The 26,350-nt window shown below is 32.4% G+C and carries 24 protein-coding genes; all 24 read left to right on the forward strand.

What is annotated here, in order from left to right; all coding sequences use genetic code 11:
• Nucleotides 1–20 precede the first annotated feature (20 nt).
• The gene (gene menD / locus MBM09_RS08610) at nt 21–1,781 is read left to right on the forward strand and encodes a 2-succinyl-5-enolpyruvyl-6-hydroxy-3-cyclohexene-1-carboxylic-acid synthase (protein WP_238673298.1); all 1,761 of its coding nucleotides are present in this window, start codon (nt 21–23) and stop codon (nt 1,779–1,781) included.
• A gap of 100 nt (nt 1,782–1,881) precedes the next feature.
• On the forward strand, nt 1,882–2,220 hold the full coding sequence (locus MBM09_RS08615) for a DUF2853 family protein (RefSeq protein ID WP_238673299.1): 339 nt from the start codon (nt 1,882–1,884) through the stop codon (nt 2,218–2,220).
• Nucleotides 2,221–2,378: 158 nt separating this feature from the next.
• Nucleotides 2,379–3,212: a S1 RNA-binding domain-containing protein gene (locus tag MBM09_RS08620; protein ID WP_238673300.1), complete on the forward strand. Its 834-nt coding sequence runs from the start codon at nt 2,379–2,381 to the stop codon at nt 3,210–3,212.
• Nucleotides 3,209–4,600 carry a tRNA uridine-5-carboxymethylaminomethyl(34) synthesis GTPase MnmE gene (gene mnmE, locus MBM09_RS08625; RefSeq protein WP_238673301.1) on the forward strand — a complete coding sequence of 464 codons (1,392 nt, stop codon included), beginning with the start codon at nt 3,209–3,211 and terminating at the stop codon, nt 4,598–4,600. Before MBM09_RS08620 ends, mnmE begins: the two co-directional genes overlap by 4 nt.
• Nucleotides 4,601–4,730: 130 nt before the next feature.
• A complete protein-coding gene (locus tag MBM09_RS08630; RefSeq protein WP_238673302.1) occupies nt 4,731–5,183 on the forward strand; it encodes a helix-turn-helix domain-containing protein in 453 nt (150 codons plus the stop codon).
• Nucleotides 5,184–5,189: 6 nt separating this feature from the next.
• Complete coding sequence (locus MBM09_RS08635) at nt 5,190–6,284, forward strand: site-specific integrase (RefSeq protein WP_238673303.1); 1,095 nt, start codon at nt 5,190–5,192, stop codon at nt 6,282–6,284.
• Nucleotides 6,284–7,231, forward strand: coding sequence for a DUF6617 family protein (locus MBM09_RS08640; RefSeq protein WP_238673304.1), 948 nt, complete (start codon nt 6,284–6,286; stop codon nt 7,229–7,231). Before MBM09_RS08635 ends, MBM09_RS08640 begins: the two co-directional genes overlap by 1 nt.
• 160 nt (nt 7,232–7,391) lie before the next feature.
• On the forward strand, nt 7,392–7,691 hold the full coding sequence (locus tag MBM09_RS08645) for a helix-turn-helix domain-containing protein (RefSeq protein WP_036122936.1): 300 nt from the start codon (nt 7,392–7,394) through the stop codon (nt 7,689–7,691).
• A gap of 20 nt (nt 7,692–7,711) precedes the next feature.
• Entirely contained in the window at nt 7,712–7,984 is a 273-nt protein-coding gene (locus MBM09_RS08650; RefSeq protein WP_223878837.1) for a helix-turn-helix domain-containing protein, read from the forward strand.
• Nucleotides 7,971–8,879 (forward strand): BT4734/BF3469 family protein, encoded by a 909-nt coding sequence (locus MBM09_RS08655; RefSeq protein WP_238673305.1) that lies wholly within the window; start codon nt 7,971–7,973, stop codon nt 8,877–8,879. Before MBM09_RS08650 ends, MBM09_RS08655 begins: the two co-directional genes overlap by 14 nt.
• Nucleotides 8,876–10,627: a DUF3987 domain-containing protein gene (locus tag MBM09_RS08660; RefSeq protein ID WP_238673306.1), complete on the forward strand. Its 1,752-nt coding sequence runs from the start codon at nt 8,876–8,878 to the stop codon at nt 10,625–10,627. Before MBM09_RS08655 ends, MBM09_RS08660 begins: the two co-directional genes overlap by 4 nt.
• Nucleotides 10,628–10,782: 155 nt before the next feature.
• Nucleotides 10,783–11,076, forward strand: coding sequence for a helix-turn-helix domain-containing protein (locus tag MBM09_RS08665; protein WP_238673307.1), 294 nt, complete (start codon nt 10,783–10,785; stop codon nt 11,074–11,076).
• Nucleotides 11,077–11,081: 5 nt separating this feature from the next.
• A complete protein-coding gene (locus tag MBM09_RS08670) occupies nt 11,082–11,405 on the forward strand; it encodes a hypothetical protein (RefSeq protein WP_238673308.1) in 324 nt (107 codons plus the stop codon).
• Between the two features lie 29 nt (nt 11,406–11,434).
• Nucleotides 11,435–13,546 (forward strand): Piwi domain-containing protein, encoded by a 2,112-nt coding sequence (locus MBM09_RS08675; protein ID WP_238673309.1) that lies wholly within the window; start codon nt 11,435–11,437, stop codon nt 13,544–13,546.
• A gap of 9 nt (nt 13,547–13,555) precedes the next feature.
• Nucleotides 13,556–14,290 carry a hypothetical protein gene (locus MBM09_RS08680; protein ID WP_238673310.1) on the forward strand — a complete coding sequence of 245 codons (735 nt, stop codon included), beginning with the start codon at nt 13,556–13,558 and terminating at the stop codon, nt 14,288–14,290.
• 3 nt (nt 14,291–14,293) lie between these two features.
• Entirely contained in the window at nt 14,294–15,397 is a 1,104-nt protein-coding gene (locus MBM09_RS08685; protein ID WP_238673311.1) for a DUF4238 domain-containing protein, read from the forward strand.
• A 72-nt stretch (nt 15,398–15,469) separates the two neighbouring features.
• Nucleotides 15,470–15,787 carry a DUF6660 family protein gene (locus tag MBM09_RS08690; RefSeq protein ID WP_238673312.1) on the forward strand — a complete coding sequence of 106 codons (318 nt, stop codon included), beginning with the start codon at nt 15,470–15,472 and terminating at the stop codon, nt 15,785–15,787.
• 49 nt (nt 15,788–15,836) lie between these two features.
• A complete protein-coding gene (locus MBM09_RS08695) occupies nt 15,837–18,023 on the forward strand; it encodes a TonB-dependent receptor (RefSeq protein WP_238673313.1) in 2,187 nt (728 codons plus the stop codon).
• Nucleotides 18,024–18,026: 3 nt separating this feature from the next.
• Nucleotides 18,027–18,440, forward strand: a complete 414-nt coding sequence (locus tag MBM09_RS08700) for a Fur family transcriptional regulator (RefSeq protein ID WP_238673314.1) — start codon at nt 18,027–18,029, stop codon at nt 18,438–18,440.
• Nucleotides 18,441–18,496: 56 nt separating this feature from the next.
• A complete protein-coding gene (locus MBM09_RS08705; protein ID WP_238673315.1) occupies nt 18,497–18,859 on the forward strand; it encodes a DUF3703 domain-containing protein in 363 nt (120 codons plus the stop codon).
• Nucleotides 18,856–20,796 (forward strand): heavy metal translocating P-type ATPase, encoded by a 1,941-nt coding sequence (locus MBM09_RS08710; protein WP_238673316.1) that lies wholly within the window; start codon nt 18,856–18,858, stop codon nt 20,794–20,796. Before MBM09_RS08705 ends, MBM09_RS08710 begins: the two co-directional genes overlap by 4 nt.
• Nucleotides 20,797–20,871: 75 nt before the next feature.
• Nucleotides 20,872–21,285 (forward strand): hypothetical protein, encoded by a 414-nt coding sequence (locus tag MBM09_RS08715; RefSeq protein WP_238673317.1) that lies wholly within the window; start codon nt 20,872–20,874, stop codon nt 21,283–21,285.
• A 108-nt stretch (nt 21,286–21,393) separates the two neighbouring features.
• On the forward strand, nt 21,394–25,134 hold the full coding sequence (locus MBM09_RS08720; protein ID WP_238673318.1) for an efflux RND transporter permease subunit: 3,741 nt from the start codon (nt 21,394–21,396) through the stop codon (nt 25,132–25,134).
• Nucleotides 25,131–26,348, forward strand: coding sequence for a TolC family protein (locus MBM09_RS08725; RefSeq protein ID WP_238673319.1), 1,218 nt, complete (start codon nt 25,131–25,133; stop codon nt 26,346–26,348). Before MBM09_RS08720 ends, MBM09_RS08725 begins: the two co-directional genes overlap by 4 nt.
• Nucleotides 26,349–26,350 lie beyond the last annotated feature (2 nt).

The raw sequence follows: 26,350 nt of genomic DNA on the forward strand, positions 1-26,350 counted from the left end.
ACGCTAAGATTAATGCGTACATGACATACCCAAAAATTCCGTTAGCACAAACCGTTGTTCAGCTTTGCAAAGCAAAAAACATAAAACATATTATAATTTCTCCAGGTAGCAGAAATGCACCTTTAACTATAGGATTTACAAACGATTCTTATTTTAAGTGTTACAGTATTGTAGATGAGCGTGCTGCAGCGTTTTTCGCTTTAGGTATTGCTCAACAATTACAAGAGCCAACCGCTGTACTTTGTACTTCGGGTAGTGCACTTTTAAATTATTATCCGGCTGTTGCCGAGGCGTTTTATAGCAATATTCCATTGGTAATTTTATCGGCAGATAGACCCAAACATCTTATAGGAATAGGAGATGGGCAAACCATTCACCAAAAAAATGTTTTTGAAAATCATATTTTATTTTCAGCAAACTTGAAACTGGATTTAAAAGATGAAAAAAATGTTCCTGAGCAAGAAGAACTGCCTATTTTAAAGAATTTAGAGAATAAGTTTGAACGCTTACTAGGTTTACAAAAAGATATTCAAATTTATAATGAAGAGTCAATAAATTCAACAATAAACATTTCAATTTTAAAGAAAGGACCTGTACATATAAATATTCCTTTAGATGAACCGCTTTATGAAACTGTAGATAAATTGAGTGTATCTCCAAAGGCAATAGATGCAATTATTAAACCTTCAAAAATTGAAGATCATATTATACAATCCTGTTTAGAAGATTGGAATAATGCTACAAGAAAAATGATTTTAGTTGGGGTAAATAATCCAAACGAAATTGATAATAAATGGCTTGATGAACTTGCCGAAGATGACAGTGTAATTGTATTTACAGAAACAACTTCTAATCTTCATCACCCTAGTTTTTTTCCTAGTATAGACCAGATTATCGCACCTTTATCTTCAGATGAACAAAAACAATTACAACCTGATATACTAATCACCTTGGGTGGATTAATTGTTTCAAAAAAAATTAAACAATTACTAAGAAAATATAAACCCAAACAGCATTGGCATATAGATAGCAAAATGGCAAACGATACGTTTTTCTGTCTAAATAATCATATTGAAACTACTCCAAACCAGTTTTTTGAAGCTTTTTTACCAAAGGTGACACACTATGTTAAAAGCAATTATAAAACAATTTGGACAAACACTAAAAACACACGATTAAAAAAGCACAAAGACTATTTAGAGGTAATTCCGTATTCAGATTTTACAGTTTTTAATGAAATTTTAAAAGCTATACCCAATACTTATATTTTACAAGTAAGCAATAGTTCTGCAATTCGTTACACACAGTTATTTGAAATTAATAAATCGTTAGAAGTTTATTGTAATAGAGGAACAAGTGGTATTGATGGCAGTACATCTACAGCAGTTGGGTGTGCCGTAGCAAACACAAAACCTACTGTATTTATAACAGGAGATTTAAGTTTTTTATACGATAGCAATGCACTTTGGAATAACTATATTCCAAAAAGCTTCAGAGTTATTGTTGTGAATAATCAAGGAGGTGGTATTTTTAGAATTTTACCTGGACATAAAAACACTGAAAATTTCAATACTTACTTTGAAACTAATCACAATCATACAGCAGAACATTTATGTAACATGTATGGATTTAAGTACGAAAGTGTATCAAATAAAGAGGATTTGAAAGCGTCATTAAAATCATTTTATACTGAAGAAGATAAACCCAAATTATTAGAAATTTTTACACCTAAAAACATAAATGATGAAGTCCTTTTAAATTATTTTGAATTTATAAAGTAAATATGTGACTTGTAAATATTTACTGTGTCTAAAAAATAGTTATCTTTAGAACAGTTATCAATTTAAAATAATTTTCATTAACAATTAAACAGAAATCATTATGAGTAAAAGAGATGAGCTAATTGCAAAATATGCTTCCGATTTAAAAGACAAATGTGGTGTTAAACCAGACATGGATTTATTAACTAAAGTTACAATTGGTTGTGGTCCATCTATTTATAATGCAGATGCTGCAACAGTTTCAAGTTCAGATGAATCTGAGTTAGCTACTGTAAAAAAGAACTTCCTTATTAAAAAATTAGGTTTAAAAGATAGTTCAGATTTAGATAAAGCTATTGATTCTGTTATGGAAACATATGGTAAATCTAACCGTAATAAGTATAGAGCTGTTGTATATTATTTACTAACAAAGCACTTCAAAAAAGAGTCTGTTTACTAAAATAGAACTTAAACATAAAATAAAAAGCGTTACATTATTGTAGCGCTTTTTTTTGTCCTGAATTTATTTCAGGATATTTCCTTTTTAAAGATTTAGTTTTCATAATAATTATAATTTCCAACGAAGCAAACTTTTGTTAATATTGTTACCTTTGCTGCATGATAAAATTAGGAGAAATAAATACACTGGAAATACTTCGTGAAACAGATCATGGTGTATATTTAATTGATGATGAAGATAACGAAGTGTTGCTTCCCAATAGATATGTGCCAGAAAGCTTTAAAATTTGGGACAAGCTGGAGGTTTTTGTGTATTTAGATAATGAAGAACGCCCTGTTGCGACTACAGATATGCCTTATATAATGAAAGGCGATTTTGCATTATTACGTTGCAACCAAGTAACTGATTATGGCGCGTTTTTAGATTGGGGATTAGTTAAGGAATTATTTTGTCCGTTTAAAGAACAAGCTTTTAAAATGAAACCTGGCGGTTGGTATTTGGTACATTGTTATTTAGATGAAAAAACCGATAGGTTAGTGGCATCAAGTAAAACCAATAGATTTTTAGATAATAAAGTGCTTACGGTTAATGAGTTTGATGAAGTAGATTTAATCGTGTCTCACCCATCAGATATCGGTATGAATGTTATAGTAAACAAAAAACATTCAGGTTTAATTTATAAAGACAACATTTTTAAAGATATAAGTGTTGGAGATAAGTTAAAAGGAATAGTTAAAAAAATTAGACCAGGTAATAAACTAGATATCTCTTTAGGGCAAATTGGTTATAGAAATATAGAGCCAAACGCAGAACGAATAATGCAAGAACTTCAAGATAATAGTGGATATTTAAATCTTACAGATAAGTCAAATCCAGAAGCTATTAAAGAAGTATTGCAAATGAGTAAGAAAAACTTTAAAAAGGCTATAGGTTCATTATATAAGCAACGTCAAATAGAAATAAAACCAGACGGTATTTATTTAGTTAAATGATAAATCAAGATACCATAGTCGCTTTAGCAACACCTTCTGGCGCTGGTGCAATTGCTGTTATACGTTTATCAGGTAAAGAAGCTATTTCTTTTGCAGATAGTTGTTTTAAATCGGTAAAAAGTAAAAAGTCATTAAAAAATCAAAAAACTCATACTATTCATTTAGGTCATATAGTTGATGGTAATAGAACAATTGACGAAGTTTTAGTATCCGTTTTTAAAAATCCAAACTCATATACTGGAGAAGATGTAGTTGAAATATCTTGTCATGGTTCAAATTACATTCAACAAGAAATCATTCAATTATTTCTGCGACAAGGATGTAGAATGGCATCTGCAGGAGAGTTTACCTTGCGAGCCTTTTTAAATGGAAAGTTAGATTTAAGTCAAGCTGAAGCAGTAGCCGATTTAATTGCAAGTGATAATGAAGCTTCTCACCAAATAGCAATGCAACAAATGCGTGGTGGTTTTTCTTCAGAAATTGCTAAACTTCGTGAAGAACTTTTAAATTTTGCATCTTTAATAGAATTAGAGCTAGATTTTGCAGAAGAAGATGTAGAATTTGCAGACAGAACTCAATTTAAAGAATTAATTGAACGTATTCGTTTTGTTTTAAAGCGATTAATTGATTCGTTTGCAGTAGGAAATGTGATTAAAAACGGAATTCCTGTTGCAATAGTAGGAGAGCCTAACGTAGGTAAATCTACACTTTTAAACGCACTCTTAAATGAAGAACGCGCCATTGTAAGTGAGATAGCAGGAACAACCAGAGATACTATTGAAGATGAAATTTCAATAGGAGGTATAGGGTTTAGGTTTATTGATACTGCTGGTATTCGTGAAACGGAAGATGTTGTAGAGAGTATTGGAATTAAAAAAACCTTTGAGAAAATTGAACAAGCCCAAGTTGTAATTTATTTATTTGATAGTACTAAGTTTGAATCACAATGCAATTTATTTAAAGTAGAACTTGAAAAAATAAAAAATAAATACCCTTTAAAACCACTTATAATTCTTGCTAATAAAGTTGATAAAATTGATGATACTCAACTTGCCAAAATGCAAGAGGAAATTACAGATATTAAGTTTTTATCAGCTAAAACAGGTTTTGGAGTAGAGCAATTAACCAGTACATTATTGAATTTAATAAACACTGGGGCGTTACGAAATAATGAAACCATTGTAACAAATTCTAGACATTATGATGCTTTATTAAAAGCTTTTGAAGAAATAGATAAAGTTAAAGAAGGTCTAGAAACAGGTTTGTCTGGAGATTTATTAGCAATAGACATTCGTCAGGCTCTATATCATTTTGGTGAAATTACTGGAGAAATCACAAGCGACGATTTATTAGGGAATATTTTCGCTAATTTCTGTATCGGGAAGTAACTTACTTTCTTTTATTTGTTAATGAATTGATTTTATTGACTTTACATAATTTAATCTTCTTTTATTTGTTGCTTTTTTGCTCTTTTTTAATTAAATTTGTTGTATATCTGTTGCCTTAAATACGGATTTGTTGCCCAAATCTGTTGGCGATAAGATTGGCGAAATGATGCACCATATTGCCCCACGTTGCACCATAACGCTACATAAAGCACCATTTATGAGCAGTAATTTATACATCCCAAAAACCTGTAAGCATTGCGGTAATGCTTTTACCGCACGTACAACAGTAACTAAATACTGTGGTGATACTTGCGCTAAAAAAGCTTATAAGGCACGTAAGCGTAAAGAAAAAATTCAAGCTACTCTTACAAAGGATATGCGGCAACAAAAAGAAGCTGTTCAAGTTTCCAATCCAAATGCAGTAAACAATAAAGATTTTTTAAGTGTTACAGAAGCTTCTCAATTAATTGGTGTAAGTAGATGGACCATTCAAAGAATGATACAACAAGGACGTTTAAAAGCAGTTCCTTTTGGTAGAAAACGCATTGTTGCCAGATGGCAAATAGAAAACTTATTTAACTAATCTCTTATGAAAGTAACTTTAAGACAACGCAAGAAGAACAATAAAATTAGTCTGTATTTAGATTACTATCATAAAGGAAAACGTAAAACCGAGTATTTACGCTTATACCTTACACCTAATCCTAAAACTAAAACCGAAAGAGAGGTTAATAAGAAAACCAAGCAATTAGCAGAAACTATTTGTGCGCAAAGACAGATAGAAATACAAAACGGCATCTATGGATTTCAAGACATCGAAAAGCTAAAAGGTAGTTTTATTACTTATGTTACAGCATTAGCAGAAAAGAAAAATACAAGTTCTGGTAACTATGGGAATTGGAACAGTATGCTAAAACATTTAAAAAAGTTTTGTCCAACTGATGTTAGTTTTCAAGATATAGACAAATCATTTGTTGAGCGTTTCAAAGAGTATTTAGATAAAGATGCAATAGGTAGAGCAGGTAAGCAATTGTCTCAAAATTCAAAATATTCATATTTCGGGAAATTTTCAGCAGCATTAAAACAGGCTGTAAAGGATGGTATATTAAAAGTAAATCCTGCAAATGGTGTTGAATACTTTAAACAAGGCGAACCTCAACGAGAATTTTTAACGCTTGATGAATTACAAAAAGTAGTTAATACAGAATGTGAACTGCCTATTTTAAAGAATGCTTTTATTTTTTCAGCTTTAACCGGATTACGTTGGTCAGATATTGAAAAACTAATATGGTCAGAAATCCAGCACTCTAAAGAAATGGGATATTATATCAGATTTAGACAAAAGAAAACTAAAGGTGTTGAAACCTTACCAATATCAGACCAAGCAAGAAATTTATTAGGAGAAAAAGGTAATCCAGATGATAAAGTGTTTGATGGTTTGCATTATAGTGCCTGGTCTAACTTAAAGCTACAACAATGGATGATGAAAGCAGGTATTACTAAAAATATAACCTTCCATTGCGCGCGCCATACCTACGCTACCTTACAATTAACTTTGGGTACAGACATATATACAGTATCAAAATTATTAGGTCATAAAGAATTACGCACTACACAGATATATGCTAAAGTAATTGACGATAAAAAGAAAGAAGCGGCTAACCGTATTCAACTGGATTTATAATGAAAGGAAGTGTATTTTCAAGTTTGGTTTCTATAACCAATGGCTTACATAGAGATAATAGACAAAAAAAGGATTTTAAATACCTACTGTCTGATTTTAAATTGAATCCAAAAGCCAATAATGCAGTTTTTAAAGTAAACTTTAAAAAGCCTTTAAATGCGAAAAAAGAATACTACCAAAAGGTAATATTTAATGAAACAGAAAATACAGTAGCATCTTTTGTAAAGGAATTTCCTAAAAATGCAACTACATCAGAAAATAAATATAGCTTTACTATTCTTCTTAATAAATTTGATAAGTACTTAAATGACATTGCAACTTATATCAATAAAAGAGGAATAACAGCAGATTTAAATAATGATGACAATCATATCATAAACTACTTAAAAGTGTCTGCTATAAGATTGTATGCTGAACTACAAGAGCAATACGGTCAGTTTTCAGAAAACACAACATTTTCTATTTCAGAAATTGCAGAAAAATACTTTAATGATGAAACTTTTGATGTTAATGTGATAGAAAAGAGCACCACTAAAAAAGTTGCTACCAAAAAAACATCAAAAACGAAAGCAAAACCAAAGACTTCTTTCGGATATAAAAGTAATGACACTTCAACTTTGCTAACTGTGCTCAAACTGGTAAATCTAAAAATAGATTTGTTAGATAACCGTACAACTGTAGAACAGTTGCACGAACTCTTATTAGCAAAAGATTTCACAAATACAGAATCGCAAATTTATCTTCAATGCGAGACGACACAGTTTAGTTACCTTGTAACAAAACTTAAACCATTTTTTATTTATTTCAATCCTACGGCAATAGAACGTTCTGGAAAATTTGTTACCAAAACAGGTACGCTATTAAAGGCTAATAATCTTCACAAAAACAAAGTTCATAACCCAAAAGAAAAGGAAGAAATAGATAAAATTATCCAACAACTGCAATAAAAAACAGTAAGAATAGTAAGAAACCTTACTGTTGTCTTACCCTTGTTTTACACTCTTACTAAAATCGAGAAGCCAATTTTGAACCTTTGTCCTGTTCTTGAAAACCAAGAATGACATTTGGCCAGATGTCCATTTACTATAAACTAAAATTTTATTAGTTATGGACGAAATATTAGAACGTCTCAAAATTATTGAACAGCACGTTTTAGACAGAAACATTATTGTAAAAAACGTATTGAGCTTCAACGAAGCGTGTAAGTTTTTGGAATTATCACAATCCCATTTATACAAACTTACAAGTACAGGAACCATTCCACATTATAAACCGAATGGAAAGAAAATTTATTTTAACAGAGTCGAATTAGAAGAATGGTTATTAAGTAACCGTGTTGATTCACAAGATGAAATCGAACAGCAAGCTGCCGATTACCTAATTAAGAAAGGAGCGGTGAAGTTATGACTGAAATAATCGATTTAATCTTGGCACTCTCGCAAGATATCAAGGACTTAAAAGCACGTATCGAATTGTTGCGACAATCGAGAGCAGAAGTATTAAAGGATACGTGGATAGACAATCAAGATGTATTGCAGACTTTACATATTAGTAAGCGTACGTTGCAAACTTTAAGAACCAATGGCACTTTGCCTTACAGCAAAGTAAAAGGTAAATTTTACTATAGAGTTGCTGACATAGAGCAATTGCTTCAAGATAACTACTACAACCATAATTTCAAGCAAGATGGAAATAAGTAGAGAAGCAATTTTAGACAAAACACATTATGGCTTAAAGATTTATGCCTATGTGTTAAGACAGTATTATCCTGATACAACAGTCCTTTCCGTAAAAGGAAGGGACTGCGGGATAACTCGTAACCCATTTAATGGTGGAAAAGAAACTTTACGGATTCATATTGATGGAGTGATTGCAACCCATAGAGATACCGAACTAAAAACCTTTAACGGTGATGTATTTGAATTTGCCAAATATCATTTTAAAACTATTGATGAAGCTGATTTATTGCAGAAAATAAATGAAGCAGTACATCTGAATTTAGAAATCAAAGAAAATGACGAGTTAGAATGGTTAAACGAACCAGACGATACCTGGTATGCTTACTGTAGCTTTTTCAAAGCACCTGTTCGTAATGTATTTCCTGCGGAAACATTGCGACTGCATCAAATATTTGCATTAATCACAAGTGATAAATACAAAAGGATTACTGAAGAATTAAGAGCAATTACCAATGTAAAAGAAGCACGTAAATTCAAAGTAAATCGCTTTGATTACGTAACACTTTCAGGAACATTTGAAAAACGAAGTGATAACAATTTGCTAAAGCATTCTAATCTATTAACGATTGATTTTGACCATTTAGAGAATTTACAAGAGTTAAGAACACAACTCTTAAATGATGAATATTTTGAAACCGAAATGCTATTCATATCACCATCTGGTGATGGTTTAAAATGGATTATTAGAATAGATGTTTCAGAAGTATCACATTCAGAATATTTCACAGCAGTAGCAAATTACATTAAACACAATTATAACATTGAGGTTGACCAGTCAGGTAAAGACGTTTCCAGAGCGTGTTTTTTACCATATGACCCAACAGCCTTTCTACATAAAAGACATCAAGCATTATGACAAAAATATTTAACCCAAAAGATTGGTTAGAAGTTCCTAAAGAGCAACCTCAACCAAAAAGCAACACGGCAACAACTAATGTTGTTGCTGTTGCTGATAACGACATTGAATCCTACATTTCAGCAATCGAGCAATCAGGTTTGGACATAACAGGAAACTATGCAACTTGGAGAGATTTAGGTTTTGCTTTAGCTGAAGAATATGGAGAAACAGGAAGAGATTATTTCCACCGAATAAGCAAAAACTATGCGGGCTATGATTCAAAAGAATGTGATGAACAATTCAACAAATGCTTAAATGCAAAAGGACACGGAATTACTATTGCTACCTTTTACCATAACGCACATCAATCAGGTATCAAACCGACCAAACAACAGTACAACAACGAAGTTGCAACAAACGTTGCAACTATTGTTGATACACCCAACCAAGCAATGCCAACAATACCGGATGAGGTATTTAATACCTTACCGCAGTTTTTACAACAAGTTGTAAATCCAGCGAGCAGTCAAGAGGAAAAGGACATTTTGTTGTTAGGAGCTTTAACGGCTTTTAGTGCCTGCTTTCCTAAACTCTTTGGTATCTACGACCAACGTAAGGTGTTTGCTAATTTATATCTTTTTGTAACTGCACCTGCATCTGCAGGTAAAGGCAGGCTTAATCAAATTAAAAAGTTGGTAGAACCTGTTCACAAGTTAAAACGTGAGCAAGCCAAAGTTCTAAAGCAACAATTTAATACAGAAATGGCAACTTATAATATGAACAAGGGTAAAGATGAAAACTTGGAAAAACCAAGTAAACCACCAGAAAGAATGCTGTTTATTCCTGCCAACAATAGTGTAACAGGCGTATATCAATTAATTTCTGATAATGATGGTAGAGGATTAATTTTTGAAACCGAAGGAGATACATTAGCACAAGCCTTTAAAAGCGATTATGGCAACTATTCAGATGGTTTTCGTAAAGCTTTCCATCACGAAACAATCAGCTATTATCGCAGAACAGATAGAGAATATGTAGATATTGAAAAACCGTGTTTATCAACCGTATTATCTGGAACACCAAAGCAAGTAGCAACCTTGATTCCCAATGCAGAAAATGGTTTGTTTAGTCGCTTTATGTTCTATTATATGAATATAAAACCCACGTGGAAAAATGTATTTCAAAATAGCAGTAATGTTGGTTTAGATGATTATTACACGCAATTAGGTAATGAGTTTTTACAGTTATACAAAACCCTAAAGAATAACCCAGAAATTGAAGTAAGATTAACAGTTCAACAGCAACAAAAATTCAACTCATTTTTTGAGTCTTTACAAACCAAATACATTAATCTTCAACCCGAAGAATACATTGCAACCATTAGACGATTAGGCTTGATTGCATTTCGGTTAATGATGCTATTTACAGCATTTCGTATTATGGAAGATGGGGATGTAAATGCCACAAAAGAATGTGAGGATATTGATTTTCAAAATGCATTAGCAATCATTTCAATTTTAGTGAAGCACAGTAGTAAGGTGTTTAACGACTTACCAATTGAGCAAAAAGCAATAAAACGCTTAAATAGAAAAGAACGTTTTTTAGAGAGTTTACCAAAGCAGTTTAATAGACAAGATTATTTGGATTTAGCCACAAAACAAAACATACCACACAAAACAGCAGAAGGGTATATTACGAAATTTGTTGAGGCTGGATTAATACATCGCGAAGCTCATAATTTGTATTCAAATCCTGCAAGAAGTTGAATAAGGATTTTAAGGATTTAAGGATAAGAATAAAGTGGTTTCCTCAAATCCTTAACTTCCTCATTATCTGTTGATAACTGTTGATATCTTTTTCTTTATTCTTACTTTCCTTTGTTTAAATTAGACAAAATTTGACAAGTCTAAATAATTCTATTATGGCGTTTGGAGAGTACATACGCTCATTGCGTGAAAAACGCAATTTGCTATTAAGAGAAATGGCTGCAAATCTAAATATGGATGTTGCATATTTAAGTAAGATAGAACGAGGAAATCGTATGGCAAGACGAGAGCAGGTAGTTGCGTTTGCAAAAACCTTAAAGGAAGACGAAAACGAATTAATTAAGCTATGGATGTCCGAGCAAATTGTATTAATGATTAAAAATGAAAAGGAGCGTACGGAAATCCTCAAAATAGCAGAAGAAAATTTAAATAGATTAACAAAAAAATAATAACTATGAAATATTTATATAACTCAAATGGCGATTGGATTGCATTTAAAATAGGTGCTTATTTATATAATTCTGATGCTGATTGGATAGGTTGGTTTCCTTGGGAAGATGAACACGCTGTCGATACTGAAGGTGAGTATTTAGGGAGCATATTCGATAACGATAGATTTTATAAAGTATCAAATTTTCCATATCGAGGATATCCCGGCTATCCGGGTTACCCAGGTTACCCGGGTTATCCAGGTTACCCAGGCTTTGCTGGATATTCCTCAAAACCAAGTGGTACGAAAGATTATAAACCAAAAGATTTAATTGATAAAGCAGAATAAATAGAGGCTTAAAATAAAAATAATAGTCTATGCAAGAACACCTCAAAACCAATATACTTAACTTTAAATGGCCCAATAGTGCGCCCACAATATTTTTATCGTTAGAAGATATAGAAGGCAGTCACCCAATCCATAAATCAAAGTTTTCTAAACAAATATTTGAGGCGTTTCCTGAAACAGATTTATCCAATACAGACGAAATTTACACGGCGTTTACTGATAAAATTCCTAACGCACCAAGTATTAAACTAAATTTAGTAGATGGTAGGGAATTAAGAATCTACAAGCAATATTTAAAACACCAATTAAGAAGCTATTTTAAATCTAAAGAATATATCGTTGTCAAAAACTTTGTAGGCGATGTTCAAGTATGGATGCCTTCCAAAAAAGGAAATACAACAGATTACAACCTCTACTACAAATTTTCATTTAAAATTCAGTTTGCTAAACTTACAGACTTACCAGAGCTTATTGTGTCTTATGATGGCACATCCAAAGTCCTCACAACGTCTGTTAAGGATATTGAGGATACAGAGTTAATAAGGCGTTGCGTATATGGTCAAAAAACCTTTAACTATCAAATGGACCTCGACACAAAGGAAAAGGAAGAATTTTACAACGCCATAGAATTTGATAAGGCATTCCCAATTTTTAGTTTACCATTAGCCAGAGCATTAAATATACCTATTGAAGAACCAGTAAGACCAGCTAATAAGTACCAAAAGTATGTAGCACTCATTAATAATTTTGCAACCAATTATCTGTTTACAGATGAGTTTAAAGCCATTTTTCCGTTCAAAAATGATGCATTTATAGATGTACCACGTAACCGCATAAACCACATTAACCCACAATTAGGTTTATTGGAGTTTGGTAAAGACCAATATGGCAATAAAAAAACACATTTAGTGCCTAAATTGGCAATGAATAACCTTAACCCATACAAAAGACCAAACAACCAAAACATAAAGTTTTTCTTTGTGTATCATACCTCACACAAAGAAGCAATTAAAACCTTTTACAACAACCTTAAATTTGGCGTTAACTCTCAAAAAAAATATTTTAAAGGGATTGAAGCCTATGTAAATATAAAGGCAGCCACTTCTAAAGAACATTTTATAGAGTTTACAAACCAAAACGACCCAATACCAGAGATAACAGAACAGTTAGAAAACCTCTCTTTCGACCACGATAATGTGCGCTATGCAGCATTTTATTTAAGTCCTTTCGATAAGTTCACGCCTAATCCAGAAGACCGAGAAATATACATCCGTATTAAAGAATTATTCTTAAACGAGGGTATAGTAACCCAAGTGGTTGATTATGAAAAAATGGTAGTAAATATTGAGAATCAATATAACTTTCAGTTTTCTTTACAAAATATGGCATTGGCTATTCACGCTAAATTAGGTGGCGCACCTTGGAAGTTGGCTGTAACCGACAAAAAAGAATTGGTAATTGGTGTAGGAGCATTTACTAATCAAGGAGAAAACAGGCGTTACATAGCAAGTGCCTTTAGTTTTCAAAATAATGGACTATTTAGAAAGTTTGAATATTTCGACCAAACAGAAACAGATTTATTAGCAGGTAGTATATGCAAGGCCATTAGAGATTTTACATCTGTAGCTGAAGCAGATAAAGTGGTTATTCATTTCTATAAAGAAATGAGCTATGAAGAGTTAAAACCCATTATTGAAGGGATGCACGCATTAGGCTTAAAAGTGCCTTTATACATTCTCAATATTAATAAAACCGAAGCGGAAGACATTATTGCTTACGACCTAAATTGGGATAAAAAATTAATGCCAGTAAGTGGTACATACATTCGTATAAGCGAAAATCAATTCTTACTATTTAATAATGCACGTTATCCTAATTCCCAGCGATATGCAGATACAGATGGCTATCCATTTCCAATAAAAATTAAGATAAGTAGTCCAGATGAAGATGCTTTTGAAGATGCAGATGTAGTGTTAGAACTATTAACGCAAGTGTATCAGTTTAGCAGACTGTATTGGAAATCACTTCGACAACAAAATGTACCCATTACCATAAAATATCCAGAAATGGTAGCACAAATAGCACCTCGCTTTATTAACGGTGTTCCAGAGGACGCTAAAAATGCTTTGTGGTTTTTATAGAAGAATGATATGTCAAGATTAAGAAGAAAAGAAACACTTGCTTCCATAATGGGATTTGGCTTTATCCATTTTGAGTTCCATTTAATCGAGGATTATATAAATCATATGGAAACTCACTTTGAAATGGAATTAAAAAATATAGAAGCTGAATATGATAATTTTCAAGAATCTAAAGAAGGAGATAAATCAGAGTTTTCGGAAGAATATTTAGACCATATAGAAGATTCTTTCATTGATAATGTCTTTATGTTTAATGATGTTTATATAAAAAATTATAGAAACGCTCAAATCATACAGCTATATTCTTTTTTTGAAGATACTTTAAGACGTGGTTGTGATAGGTTCGCATCCTATAAACAAACAGATTACAGAGTAGATGACTTAAAAGGTAATAATGATATTGATAAAGTAAAGAAGTTTTTAAAGCAGTCTGCTAAAGTTGATTTTTCTATACTCAATCCTGAATGGAGTTTTATTGATAATTTTAGACAAGTGCGCAATTTAATTGTACATCACAAGGGTATTATTAAAAACAACGATACTGTCAATAATAGCGATAGAAAGTTTAACAACATTAAGAGCTTTAGTAAAGGGCGCTTTACACTAAAAGAGTATGTGTCTTCGCAAAATAGATTTGAAATAGTGCTTGATAACTCGAAATTCTTTAAAGAAATCGTAAGTAACATTGAAAGTCTATTAGAAAAAATAGGAAGTAAGGAAATGCCAATAAATACAGTAAAATAGAGTATGTCAAACCCAATAAAACAACATTATATTCCACGTTCGTATTTAAAGAACTTTGGAATTGAAGGTAAAAAAAGAAACTATTTTGTTGATGTTTACAAGCTCGATGACGATATATTATTAGAACAAATAAGCACAAAAGATATTTGTTTTGAAAAGAATATTTATACAATACCAGCAGAATCAGATGAGGTAAAATATGCTTTAGAAAAACATTATGCTGAAAATGTAGATAGTGAATTTCAAAAGGTCTATTCCTTGCTTATTGATGAAAAAGTATTAACGTTAACCCAAGAACAAAAAATACAGATACTCTACGTTTGTCTATCACTATATTTTAGAACACCAAGAATTTTAAACCTTCAAAGAAGTATGAATAATGAGATTTTTGATAGAGCAGCTCATACAGTAGATGAAGAAGGAATAATAAAAATGAACTTATATGGTGAAAAAATAAAGTTTCATATTGATGATATTGAAGTTGTAAAAAAAGAACATAACGAACGTTCAAGAACGTTTTTTTTAGTAAACCATTTAGAACAGTGGGGAAATTTTGTAAAGTATAAGTATGACTGTACTATAAATGTTATTAAAATTAATGATGACAATGCACCAATCATAACTTGTGATAACCCTGTATCAATCAGGCATTTTGAAACAAATCGTTTTCAAGGATTATATGACCCAAAGGCAGTAATAACATTACCATTAGACCGCTCACATTATTTAGAAATCCATCCTAATGACTATGCAGATGGCCAAACAAGAATTAATCGACTTACACAAGATAGAGACTATGTATTTACTACAAATGGCGTAACTCAACAAAATGCTGAAAAACTATTAATATCTTATAAAGGCGATATTGATAAACATTTTGATATTCAAAATCATTATGAAAAGCCAGAAAATGGTGAGGAATTTCTCAAAAAAGCTAAATACAGAGCAGAACAAGCACTTATTTTATTTGAGATTTTAAAGAAAAAAGGATTTGTTTCAAAAGAATTTATAGGTAAACTAAAAGAGTTGTTAGAGCATCCATATTGTAAGGATGACATACAAATGCTGAAATATAAAAAAGTACTTTCTAAAATGGGAAAATGGTAGTTTGGTTAATATTTAGAATCAAAGTAATCTTTTGCACAACCATTGCATCTCTAAATTTTTATCTTTGTATTTGTGAAATTTGTAACAATCATATTATCCTTAATAATACTATTGCTTTCGGCAAAACCTTGTTCTGATGGTCAAAACATAGAAGACCAACATCAGGACGAGATAAGTGTTAATCACAACCATCAAGAAGATAGTGACGATTCTTGTCCTGTCACTTGTATTTGTAATTGTTGTGGTATGTCTATTACTTACGAACCAATCAAGACATTTAATTTAAAACTCAATATTGAAATTTCATCGGAGTTAATATCTACATATCAACCTATTTATAGGTTTAATTTCCTTTCCAATATTTGGCAACCGCCACAAGTAATAAGCTAAAATAACACGATTTTAAATCAATTATTTAGTCAATTACAAATATAATTCAATGAATAAATACATATTGAGCATAAAGCTCATATTAATACTTTGCCTATCATTACAGGCACAAACATCAGACATACAAATTAAAGTCATCACAGAGGCAGAAAATGAGCCTTTAATGGGTGCTACGGTTTACTTTGAAGCATTAGAAAAAGGTGCAGTTACCAATTTTGATGGGATTGCAGAATTTACAGAAATACCAGATGGCCAACATCAAATAGTAATTTCCTTTTTAGGTTTTGAAACATTAGAAACCACAATTCAAATTCCAAGTAATGCAGAATTATTGTTTAAGCTAAAAGAAGGTGGTAATCAATTAGATGCTGTTGTACTTCAATCTACAAGAAGTACAAGAACAGTACGTAAAGTACCAACTCGTGTTGAGTATATTGGTGCAGAGGAATTAAGTGAAAAAGCAATAATGAATCCTACCAATATTTCTATGGTGTTACGTGAAAGTACAGGAATACAGATGCAACAAACATCATTAAGTAGTGGTAGTACTAATATCCGCATTCAAGGATTAGATGGTAGATACACGCAACTATTAAGAGATGGATTTCCTCTCTATGGTGGTTTTTCAAGCGGTTTAAGCATTTTGCAAATACCACCTTTAGACTTACAACAATTTGAGATAATCAAAGGAAGTTCTTCAACACTTTATGGCGGTGGTGCAATAGCAGGATTGGTTAATATGGTTTCTAAAACACCAGATGAAGAACCTGCTTTGGATATTATGCTTACACAAACACAAGCATTAGGAAATACAGCAAATGTGTTTTACAGCAAACGAAATGAAAAGTTTGGTGTTTCACTCTACGGCTCTGGTCATTATCAAAAAGCATTCGACCCTGAAGATGATGGCTTTAGTAATCTGCCAAAAACAACATCAATTTCTTTCAATCCTAAATTGTTTTATTATCCATCAGAAAAGACTACAGTTTGGTTTGGTTTAAACGGAACGTATGACGATAGAATCGGTGGAGATATTCAAAAAATAGAAAATGGCGAAAATGGGATTCATCAATATACCGAAGAAAACAATTCAAAACGATTAAGCAGTCAATTTGTATATGAGACCCAATTAGATTCTGTTAGCTCACTACAATTTAAAAACAGTATTTCTTTTTTCGATAGGAATTTAACTGTTCCGGATTTTAATTTTGATGGTAAGCAAACAAACACTTTTACTGAAATATCATATAATACAGCATCAGAAAAAACGGATTGGATATTGGGTGCTAATCTTTACACGTCTAATTTTGATGAAAATGACAACGCACCATTACAGCGTGACCAAAAAGATGTAACCTTTGGAGCATTTGCAAATAACATCTATGACATTTCCGATAATTGGATATTGGAAACAGGATTAAGAGCAGATTACAATACTGATTTCGGTTTCTTTCCATTACCACGAGTTTCATTGCTCTACAAAAATAATAGTGGATTTTCAAGTAGAATTGGTGGAGGTTTAGGGTATAAGATTCCAGATATTTTTACAGAAGAAGCAGAGTATATCAATTTTGAAAATGTACTTGCAATAGATAAATCAACAGTAAATGCAGAACGTTCTTATGGTGTAAATTTCGATGTAAACTATCAAACCCGTTTATCTGATGATATTGGTTTTTCTGTGAATCAATTATTCTATGTTACTGCTATTAATGATGGACTGCTTTTAAACTCAACAGACAATGGGTTTTTTCAATTTGAAAATGCACCAGATGAAATCTTTAGCAAAGGAGCAGAAACCAATATTAAGTTTACTTACAAAGACTTTAGATGGTTTTTAAACTACGCTTTTATAGATACCAAGCTAAACTATTTACCTGGTAATCCACAGAAGCCATTAACAGCAAAACATAATGCAGGTAGTGTATTAATGTATGAGTCTGAAAAGTGGCGAATTGGTTATGAAACCTACTATACAGGAAAACAATTTTTATCTAATGGAACTGAAACTACAGACTTTGTAACTATGGGTTTATTAGTTATGCGTAACTTTAAATTAGGTAGTGTTTTTGTAAATTTTGAGAACTTTACAGATAGAAGACAAAGCAGATTTTCACCTTTGGTTTTACCACCTCACGAAAATCCCGTTTTTCCTGAAATTTACGCACCTACAGATGGTTTTATTTTTAGTGTAGGGCTTATTATTAAACCATTTGGAAACGAAGACCACGATTAAATTATGGAAACAATAGAACAAGTATTAGAATCAAAACAAGTACGTATTACAGCAATGCGTTTGTTAATTTATAAGTTTCTTGCTGAAAAAGAAATAGCGGTAACATTAAGTGATATTGAAAATGCTTTTGAAAAAGCAGATAGAACTACGCTTTACAGAACTATTAAAACTTTTGAAGAAAAGGATATTGTACATCAAATAGACGATGGTACAGGTATTACAAAATACGCATTATGTGAACAAGGTTGCAATTGTGAAATTGAAACCGATTTACATTTACACTTTCATTGTAACAATTGCAATGAAACCATTTGCTTAACAGACCATAAAATACCTCAAATAAAAGTCCCTGATGGTTTTGTTTCGGAAAATGTAAACTTGGTTGTAAAAGGTATATGTGATAAGTGTAGTGGATAGCAAATGCACTTCCATTGCACTTACTATTAACTTACTTTTATCCAAAATTAGTGGATATGAAGTTTAATACTAAAATACCAAAACATCTTAAACAAGCTTATAACGAAGAATTAAAACACTACAGTTTCTATTTAGAAAATAAACAGTACACTAATGCTTGGTATCATTTAGAGCGCAGTCATATAATAGGGCAATCTTATCCTATAGAACACACCTATTCACATTGGCTAATGCTAAAATTTGGATTAAGACAAAAAGATACTAAAGAAGTATTCGGTCAAATTATTAGGTTACTTGTTGGTGGTTGGAAATCATTTATTGACCACGTCCCACTTGGCAATACAGGAGGTGCAAACGTACCACCATTAAAACGTATGCCAATTCCAAATGATATTGAAACGCTTTTAGAGAGTAAATGAAAAAAAAGAAAGTCAATTTAAGAGATTTAAAACCACAATCTAAAGAAGAACATTCTCACGATGATGGTCACAATCACGACCACGGAGATAGTAGTTCATTTAATACCTATATACCTGCAATCATAAGTTTTACAATGCTTATCATTGGAATTGGTTTAGATTATTTTGAGGTTTCTTTTTTTAAGGATTGGGTAAGTATAATTTGGTATGCTATAGCATATTTACCTGTAGGCTTTCCAGTAGTAAAAGAGGGATGGAATAGTATAAAAAAAGGAGATGTTTTTACAGAGTTCTTTTTAATGTCCATTGCTACTATTGGAGCCTTTATTATTGGTGAATATCCAGAGGGTGTTGCAGTAATGCTATTTTATGCAGTAGGAGAATTATTTCAAAATTCTGCAGTAAATAAAGCAAAAGGAAACATTAAAGCATTATTAGATGTTAGACCGAAAGAGGCGAATGTGTATCGTGATGGTGATTATATAAATGTTTCGCCAGAAAATGTAAATATTGGAGAGAAAATTCAAATTCGTGTAGGTGAAAAAATTCCTTTAGATGGTATTCTACTATCCGACAAAGCATCACTAAATACATCAGCTTTAACAGGTGAAAGTAAACCAGATACTATTCAGAAGGAAGCCAAGGTTTATGCAGGTAGTATTAATTTAGAAAGCGTTATTGAAGTTGAGGTAACAAATAAGTTTGAAGATAGTTCTATTGCGAGAATTTTAGACTTGGTTCAAAATGCGACAGCACGCAAATCTAAAACAGAATTATTTATTAGACAGTTTGCTCGTATCTACACACCAATTGTAGTGTTTTTAGCTATAGGTGTTACTTTTATACCTTACTTTTTTGTAGATGATTATGTATTCAGAGATTGGTTATACAGAGCATTAATTTTCTTGGTAATTTCTTGTCCCTGTGCGTTGGTAATTTCAATTCCATTAGGATATTTCGGTGGATTGGGAGCGGCTTCAAAAAATGGAATTTTATTTAAAGGAGCTTCCTTTTTAGATGCTATCACCAAGATAAATACTTTGGTAATGGACAAAACAGGAACAGTTACCAAAGGTGTTTTTAAAATCAAAGAAATAAAAACAATCGGTTGGAATGAAACCGAATTTATGCAATACCTAATGGCTATGGAAGAACAATCCACGCATCCAATTGCTAAAGCAATTTTAGAGTATAAAGCAAAAGGAGAAGATTTTGAAGCTACAGAAGTATCTGAAATTGCAGGTAAAGGTTTAAGAGGGATTGTAAATGGTAAAACAGTTTTAGTAGGAAATAAAGCCTTAATGACTTCTAATAATATTGATGTTCCATCTGAAACGGAATCTATTGTAGAATCTATCGTTTTAGTTGCAATCGATAATCAATTTGCAGGTTATGTAGTCATAGCAGATGAATTAAAGGAAGATGCAAAAGAAACTATTACAGCATTACACAAAGTAGGTATCAAAAATATTATGATGCTTTCCGGTGATAAAGATTCAATCACCCAACAAGTGGCTAAAGAGTTAAATATCGAAAATGCTAAAGGTGGTTTATTACCAGAAGATAAATTAAAGGAAGTAGAAATTTTAAAGAAGAATCCTGAAAATAAAATAGCTTTTATAGGTGATGGTATTAACGATGCACCTGTTTTAGCAGCAAGTAATGTTGGTATTGCAATGGGTGGTTTAGGGAGTGATGTAGCGATAGAAACGGCAGATGTTATCATTCAAACAGACCAACCATCAAAAGTTGTGAGAGCCATTAAAATTAGTCGTTCTACACGCAAAGTAGTTTGGCAAAATATCATATTAGCATTCGGAGTAAAAGTGATTGTTCTAATATTAGGAGCAGGTGGTTTAGCTACAATGTGGGAAGCCGTTTTTGCAGATGTAGGAGTGGCTTTATTAGCAATTCTAAATGCGGTAAGGTTACAGTAAATGCATTGGAGTTAAGCATTAAACTTCTGTTAATTAAATAAGTATTTGTTAAAATTTCGTAACTTCGCAATTACAATGAAACAAGTATTCCATAAAATAATGTCTTTAGTAATGGCTTTTGTAGTGTTATTCTCTACAATGTCATTTACTATTAATATGCATTATTGTGGTGATACTTTAGTGGAAACCGCAATATTCCATAAAGCTAAAGGTTGCGGTATGGAAATGGGTATCCCTTCAACTGAAAGCTGTTCAATCACAAGGAAAAATTGTTGTGACGATAAGCAATTATCTATTGAGGGACAAGATGAACTGCAAATGCAGTTCGATAAAGTTTCTTTCGAACAACAAGTATTGATTGCATCTTTCGTATATGCTTATATCAACCTTTTTGAAGGCTATGATGAAGATGTAAATTCTTTTAGAGAATATAAACCACCTCTCGTCGTCAGGCAGTTATACAAGCTTGATGAGACTTACCTAATTTGATTTTTAAACAATAGACTGTGTTATCCTATGGCTTTTTGTCATACGGATAATTTGTTGTATTCGGTGTTGTCCTAACACTAATGTCTAATTGTTTAATTATCAAAGCCAATGCTAAATAAAAGCATCAAATTCTTAATAGAAAATAAACTTGTAGCTGTACTATTACTTATCCTATTTATAGTTTGGGGAACAGTAAATGCACCTTTTAATTGGGATACAGGTTTTTTACCAAGCAACCCTGTAGCTGTAGATGCTATTCCAGATATAGGCGAAAACCAACAAATTGTATTTACCAAATGGGATGGTCGTTCGCCACAAGATATAGAAGACCAAATTACTTATCCATTAACCACATCCTTACTCGGTATTCCAGGAGTAAAAACCATACGTAGCTCGTCTATGTTCGGCTTTTCGAGTATCTATATCATTTTTGAAGAAGACATAGAATTTTATTGGAGTCGTAGTAGAATATTAGAAAAACTAAATTCCTTACCAAGTGGTTTATTGCCAGATGGTGTAAATCCTGCTTTGGGTCCAGATGCTACAGGATTAGGTCAAATATTTTGGTACACTCTTGAAGGACGTGATGAAAACGGAAACGTAACTGGTGGTTGGGATTTACACGAATTACGAAGCATACAAGATTACTATGTAAAATATGCCTTATCATCTGCAAGTGGTGTTTCTGAAGTAGCTTCTATCGGTGGTTACGTGCAAGAATACCAAGTTGACGTTAACCCTGAATTAATGCGACAATATAATATTGGCTTGCATCATATTGTAAAAGCAGTAAAAGAGAGTAATAAAGATATTGGTGCACAGACTTTAGAAATTAATCAAGCTGAATATTTAGTGCGTGGTTTGGGGTATGTAAAGTCTATTTCAGATATAGAAAACGCAGTAGTCACTTCCGAAGATTATACAGCAATACGAATTAAAGATATAGGCAAAGTATCATTAGGTCCTGCAACAAGACGTGGTTTATTAGATAAAGAAGGAGCTGAAGTTGTAGGTGCAGTTGTAGTAGCACGTTATGGTGCTAACCCAATGGAAGTCATTAACAATGTGAAAGCCAAAATAAACGAATTGAGCGCAGGACTACCCTCGAAAGTATTATCTGATGGAAGAACGTCACAAGTAACTATTGTTCCATTTTACGACCGTACAGAATTGATTCAAGAAACGTTAGGCACGCTTAATGAAGCCTTAACATTAGAGATACTCATTACCATTTTGGTCATTATCATTATGGTATTCAATCTTCGAGCATCGGTATTGATTTCGGGATTGTTACCAGTTGCGGTGTTAATGGTATTTATAGCAATGAAGCTCTTTGGTGTAGATGCTAATATTGTAGCACTATCAGGTATTGCAATCGCAATTGGTACAATGGTCGATGTTGGTGTCATACTTTCAGAAAATATTATAAGGCATTTAGATGAAAACGATAACAAATTGCCAATAAACACAGTAGTTTATAATGCGACAGCAGAAGTTTCTGGTGCTATTGTAACGGCAGTAATGACAACCATTATCAGTTTCATTCCTGTATTTACAATGATTGGCGCTGAAGGAAAACTATTTAGACCATTAGCATTCACAAAAACCTTTGCATTAACAGCTTCTATAATTGTAGCCTTGTTTTTAATACCGCCTTTTGCAGCATTTTTATTTAGAAAGAAAAGCATTAAAAACACTTTTAAATATGCTTTAAATGGTGTTTTAATTGCTTTAGGTATCGTAGCAATAGTTTATGGGTATTGGTTAGGATTAATTTTAATAGCATTCGGAATTACAGCATTGCTTAATCTTCAAAATAAAATTGCAGATAAACAAGCTAACCTTATTAATATCATCATTTCAGCTTCTGCAATAGTATTCTTATTAGCCGAATATTGGAGACCGTTAGGAGTTAGCAAAAGTATTTTCTGGAATCTCATATTTGTAGCCATTATTTGTTTTGGTTTATTGGGTATTTTCTCATTATTCATAAAGTATTACACACGTATTTTAAGATGGTGTTTAGACAATAAATTATTGTTTTTATCTGTACCAACAGCGATTGTAATTGCAGGGTTTTTCATAATGAAGAACACTGGTAAAGAGTTTATGCCATCCTTAAATGAAGGTTCTTTTCTCTTAATGCCAACCTCTATGCCACATTCTGGAGTCGAAGAAAACAAACGAGTGTTACAGCAATTGGATATGGCAGTAGCCAGTATTCCAGAGATAAAAACTGTTGTGGGTAAAGCAGGTAGAACAGAATCTGCTTTAGACCCAGCACCATTATCGATGTATGAGAATATCATTCAGTATAAACCTGAATATATGCTGAATAAAAACGGAGAACGTCAACGTTACAAAGTCAATGAAGATGGATTGTTTGAACTCAAAGATGGTCGTTTAATTCACAATGAAAATATAGCTGTCAGTTCGAGCGCAGTCGAGAACAAAGCATTTATAAAGTCAACTTTATTAAATATAGAAAGGTCTCAATTAATCCCAGACGATGATGGCGAGTTTTACCGAAACTGGCGACCAGAAATACAATCACCAGATGATATTTGGAACGAAATCGTAAAAGTTACCAAACTACCAGGTGTCACATCAGCACCCAAACTACAACCCATAGAAACCCGATTAGTGATGTTACAAACAGGAATGCGTGCGCCAATGGGAATAAAGGTAAAAGGTCAAGATTTAAAACAAATAGAGGCTTTTGGTGTACAGTTAGAGGACATTTTAAAACAAGCCGAAGGTGTAAAGGATGAAGCCGTTTTTGCAGACCGTATTGTAGGTAAACCGTATTTACTAATTGATATTGACAGAGAAAAAATTGCACGTTATGGTGTAAGTATTGAAGAGGTGCAAAACGTATTAAAAGTAGCTGTTGGTGGTATGGTGTTAACACAAACTGTTGAAGGTCGTGAGCGTTATGGTGTGCGTGTGCGTTATCCAAGAGAATTACGAGCAAATCCAACCGATTTAGAGCAAATTTATGTACCAGTAGAAAAAGGTAGTCCAGTTCCGTTAAGCGAATTGGCAACCATTAAGTACGAACAAGGTCCACAAGTAATTAAAAGTGAAGACACCTTTTTAGTAGGCTATGTGTTGTTTGATAAGATGGATGGTTTTGCTGAAGTAAATGTGGTAGAAAATGCCCAAGCCTTAATTCAAGAAAAAATAAATAATGGCGAATTGATAGTACCAAAAGGTATTAACTATCAATTTACAGGAAGTTATGAAAATCAGTTAAGAGCAGAAAAAACCTTATCTGTTGTAGTGCCTTTAGCATTAGCTATCATTTTTCTAATTCTGTATTTCCAATTCCGTTCTGTAGGTACATCATTAATGGTGTTTACAGGTATTGCTGTTGCTTTTGCAGGTGGATTTTTAATGATTTGGCTCTACGGTCAAGATTGGTTTTTAAACTTCAGCTTGTTTGGTGAAAACCTGCGTGATTTATTCCAGATGCATCCCATTAATTTAAGTGTAGCAGTTTGGGTTGGATTTATTGCACTTTTTGGTATTGCAACAGATGATGGTGTAGTAATGGCAACCTATTTAACGCAAACCTTTAATAGAAATACACCAGAAAATAAAAAGGAAGTAAGAGCATCAGTTGTTGAAGCTGGAGAAAAACGTATTAGACCTTGTTTAATGACAACAGCCACAACCATTTTAGCACTCTTACCTGTACTCACATCAACAGGAAGAGGTAGTGATATAATGATTCCTATGGCAATACCAAGTTTTGGCGGTATGCTAATCGCTTTAATCACCTTATTTGTAGTTCCAGTATTATACAGCTGGAAAGCCGAAGTTCAACTTAAAAGAGCAAACAAATGAAAAATATAAAAATCATAATCTGTCTTTTGTTTGTTTCCGCTTTCGCGAAAGCACAACAGCTACAAACATTAATTGACGAGGCATTAACTAATAACCCAGAAATTCAGAAGTTCGAGTTACAGTACAAGAGAGTTTCAGAAAAAGTAAAGGAAGTCAATACGTTTCCTAATACCGAATTTGGTGTAGGTTACTTTGTTAGTGAACCCGAAACCAGAACAGGCGCACAACGTTTTAAAGTATCAGCAAAGCAAATGTTGCCTTGGTTTGGTACAATAACATCAAGAGAAAATTATGTAAGTGCATTGGCAGATGCTAAATACGAAGATATTGTTATTGCCAAACGAAAATTGATGGCATCGGTAGCACAATCCTATTACAAGTTATACGCCAATAAAGCCAAACAAGACGTATTAGCTCAAAATATCCAACTATTAAAAACCTATGAAACACTGGCACTCACATCTGTTGAGGTTGGTAAAGCATCAGCAGTAGATGTATTGCGTTTACAAATGCGTCAAAATGAATTGCAACAACTCAAAGATGTATTGTATCAACAATTTTTATCTGAACAAACGAATCTAAATAACCTTTTAAACAGGGAAAATGATATTGAGGTTACTGTAGTAGATAGCTTAACCATTCCAATAGAAGATTTTGAAATTAATACTGAAAATCTATCAGTACATCCTGAATTGTTGAAGTATGATAAACTCTACCAATCCATTGAACAATCCGAATTGTTAAACCAAAAAGAAAGTAGCCCAATGATTGGTTTTGGATTAGACTATATCAATGTTTCAGAAAGACCAGATATGAATTTCTCGGATAACGGAAAGGATGTTGTAATGCCAATGGTATCGGTTTCAATCCCCATTTTCAATAAGAAATACAAATCTATTTCTAAACAAAACGAACTGGAACAGCAAGAAATTAATTATCAAAAACAAGAGCGTTTAAACAGTTTAAAAACAATGTTAGATAAAGCTATTAACGACCGTATATCAGCAAGGATAAGTAATACTACAGCAACAAAGAACATCAAGCAAGCTAAAGATGCAGAACAAATTCTTGTCAAAAGTTATGAAACTGGCACTATTGATTTTAACGATGTTTTAGATATTCAAGAGTTACAATTAAAGTTTCAAATGAGCCAAATAGAAGCGGTTAAGGGTTATTATTTACAGAGTACTATTATTAATTATCTAATTCAATAAAA

This window comes from Flaviramulus sp. BrNp1-15, assembly GCF_022259695.1.
GTDB lineage: Bacteria > Bacteroidota > Bacteroidia > Flavobacteriales > Flavobacteriaceae > BrNp1-15.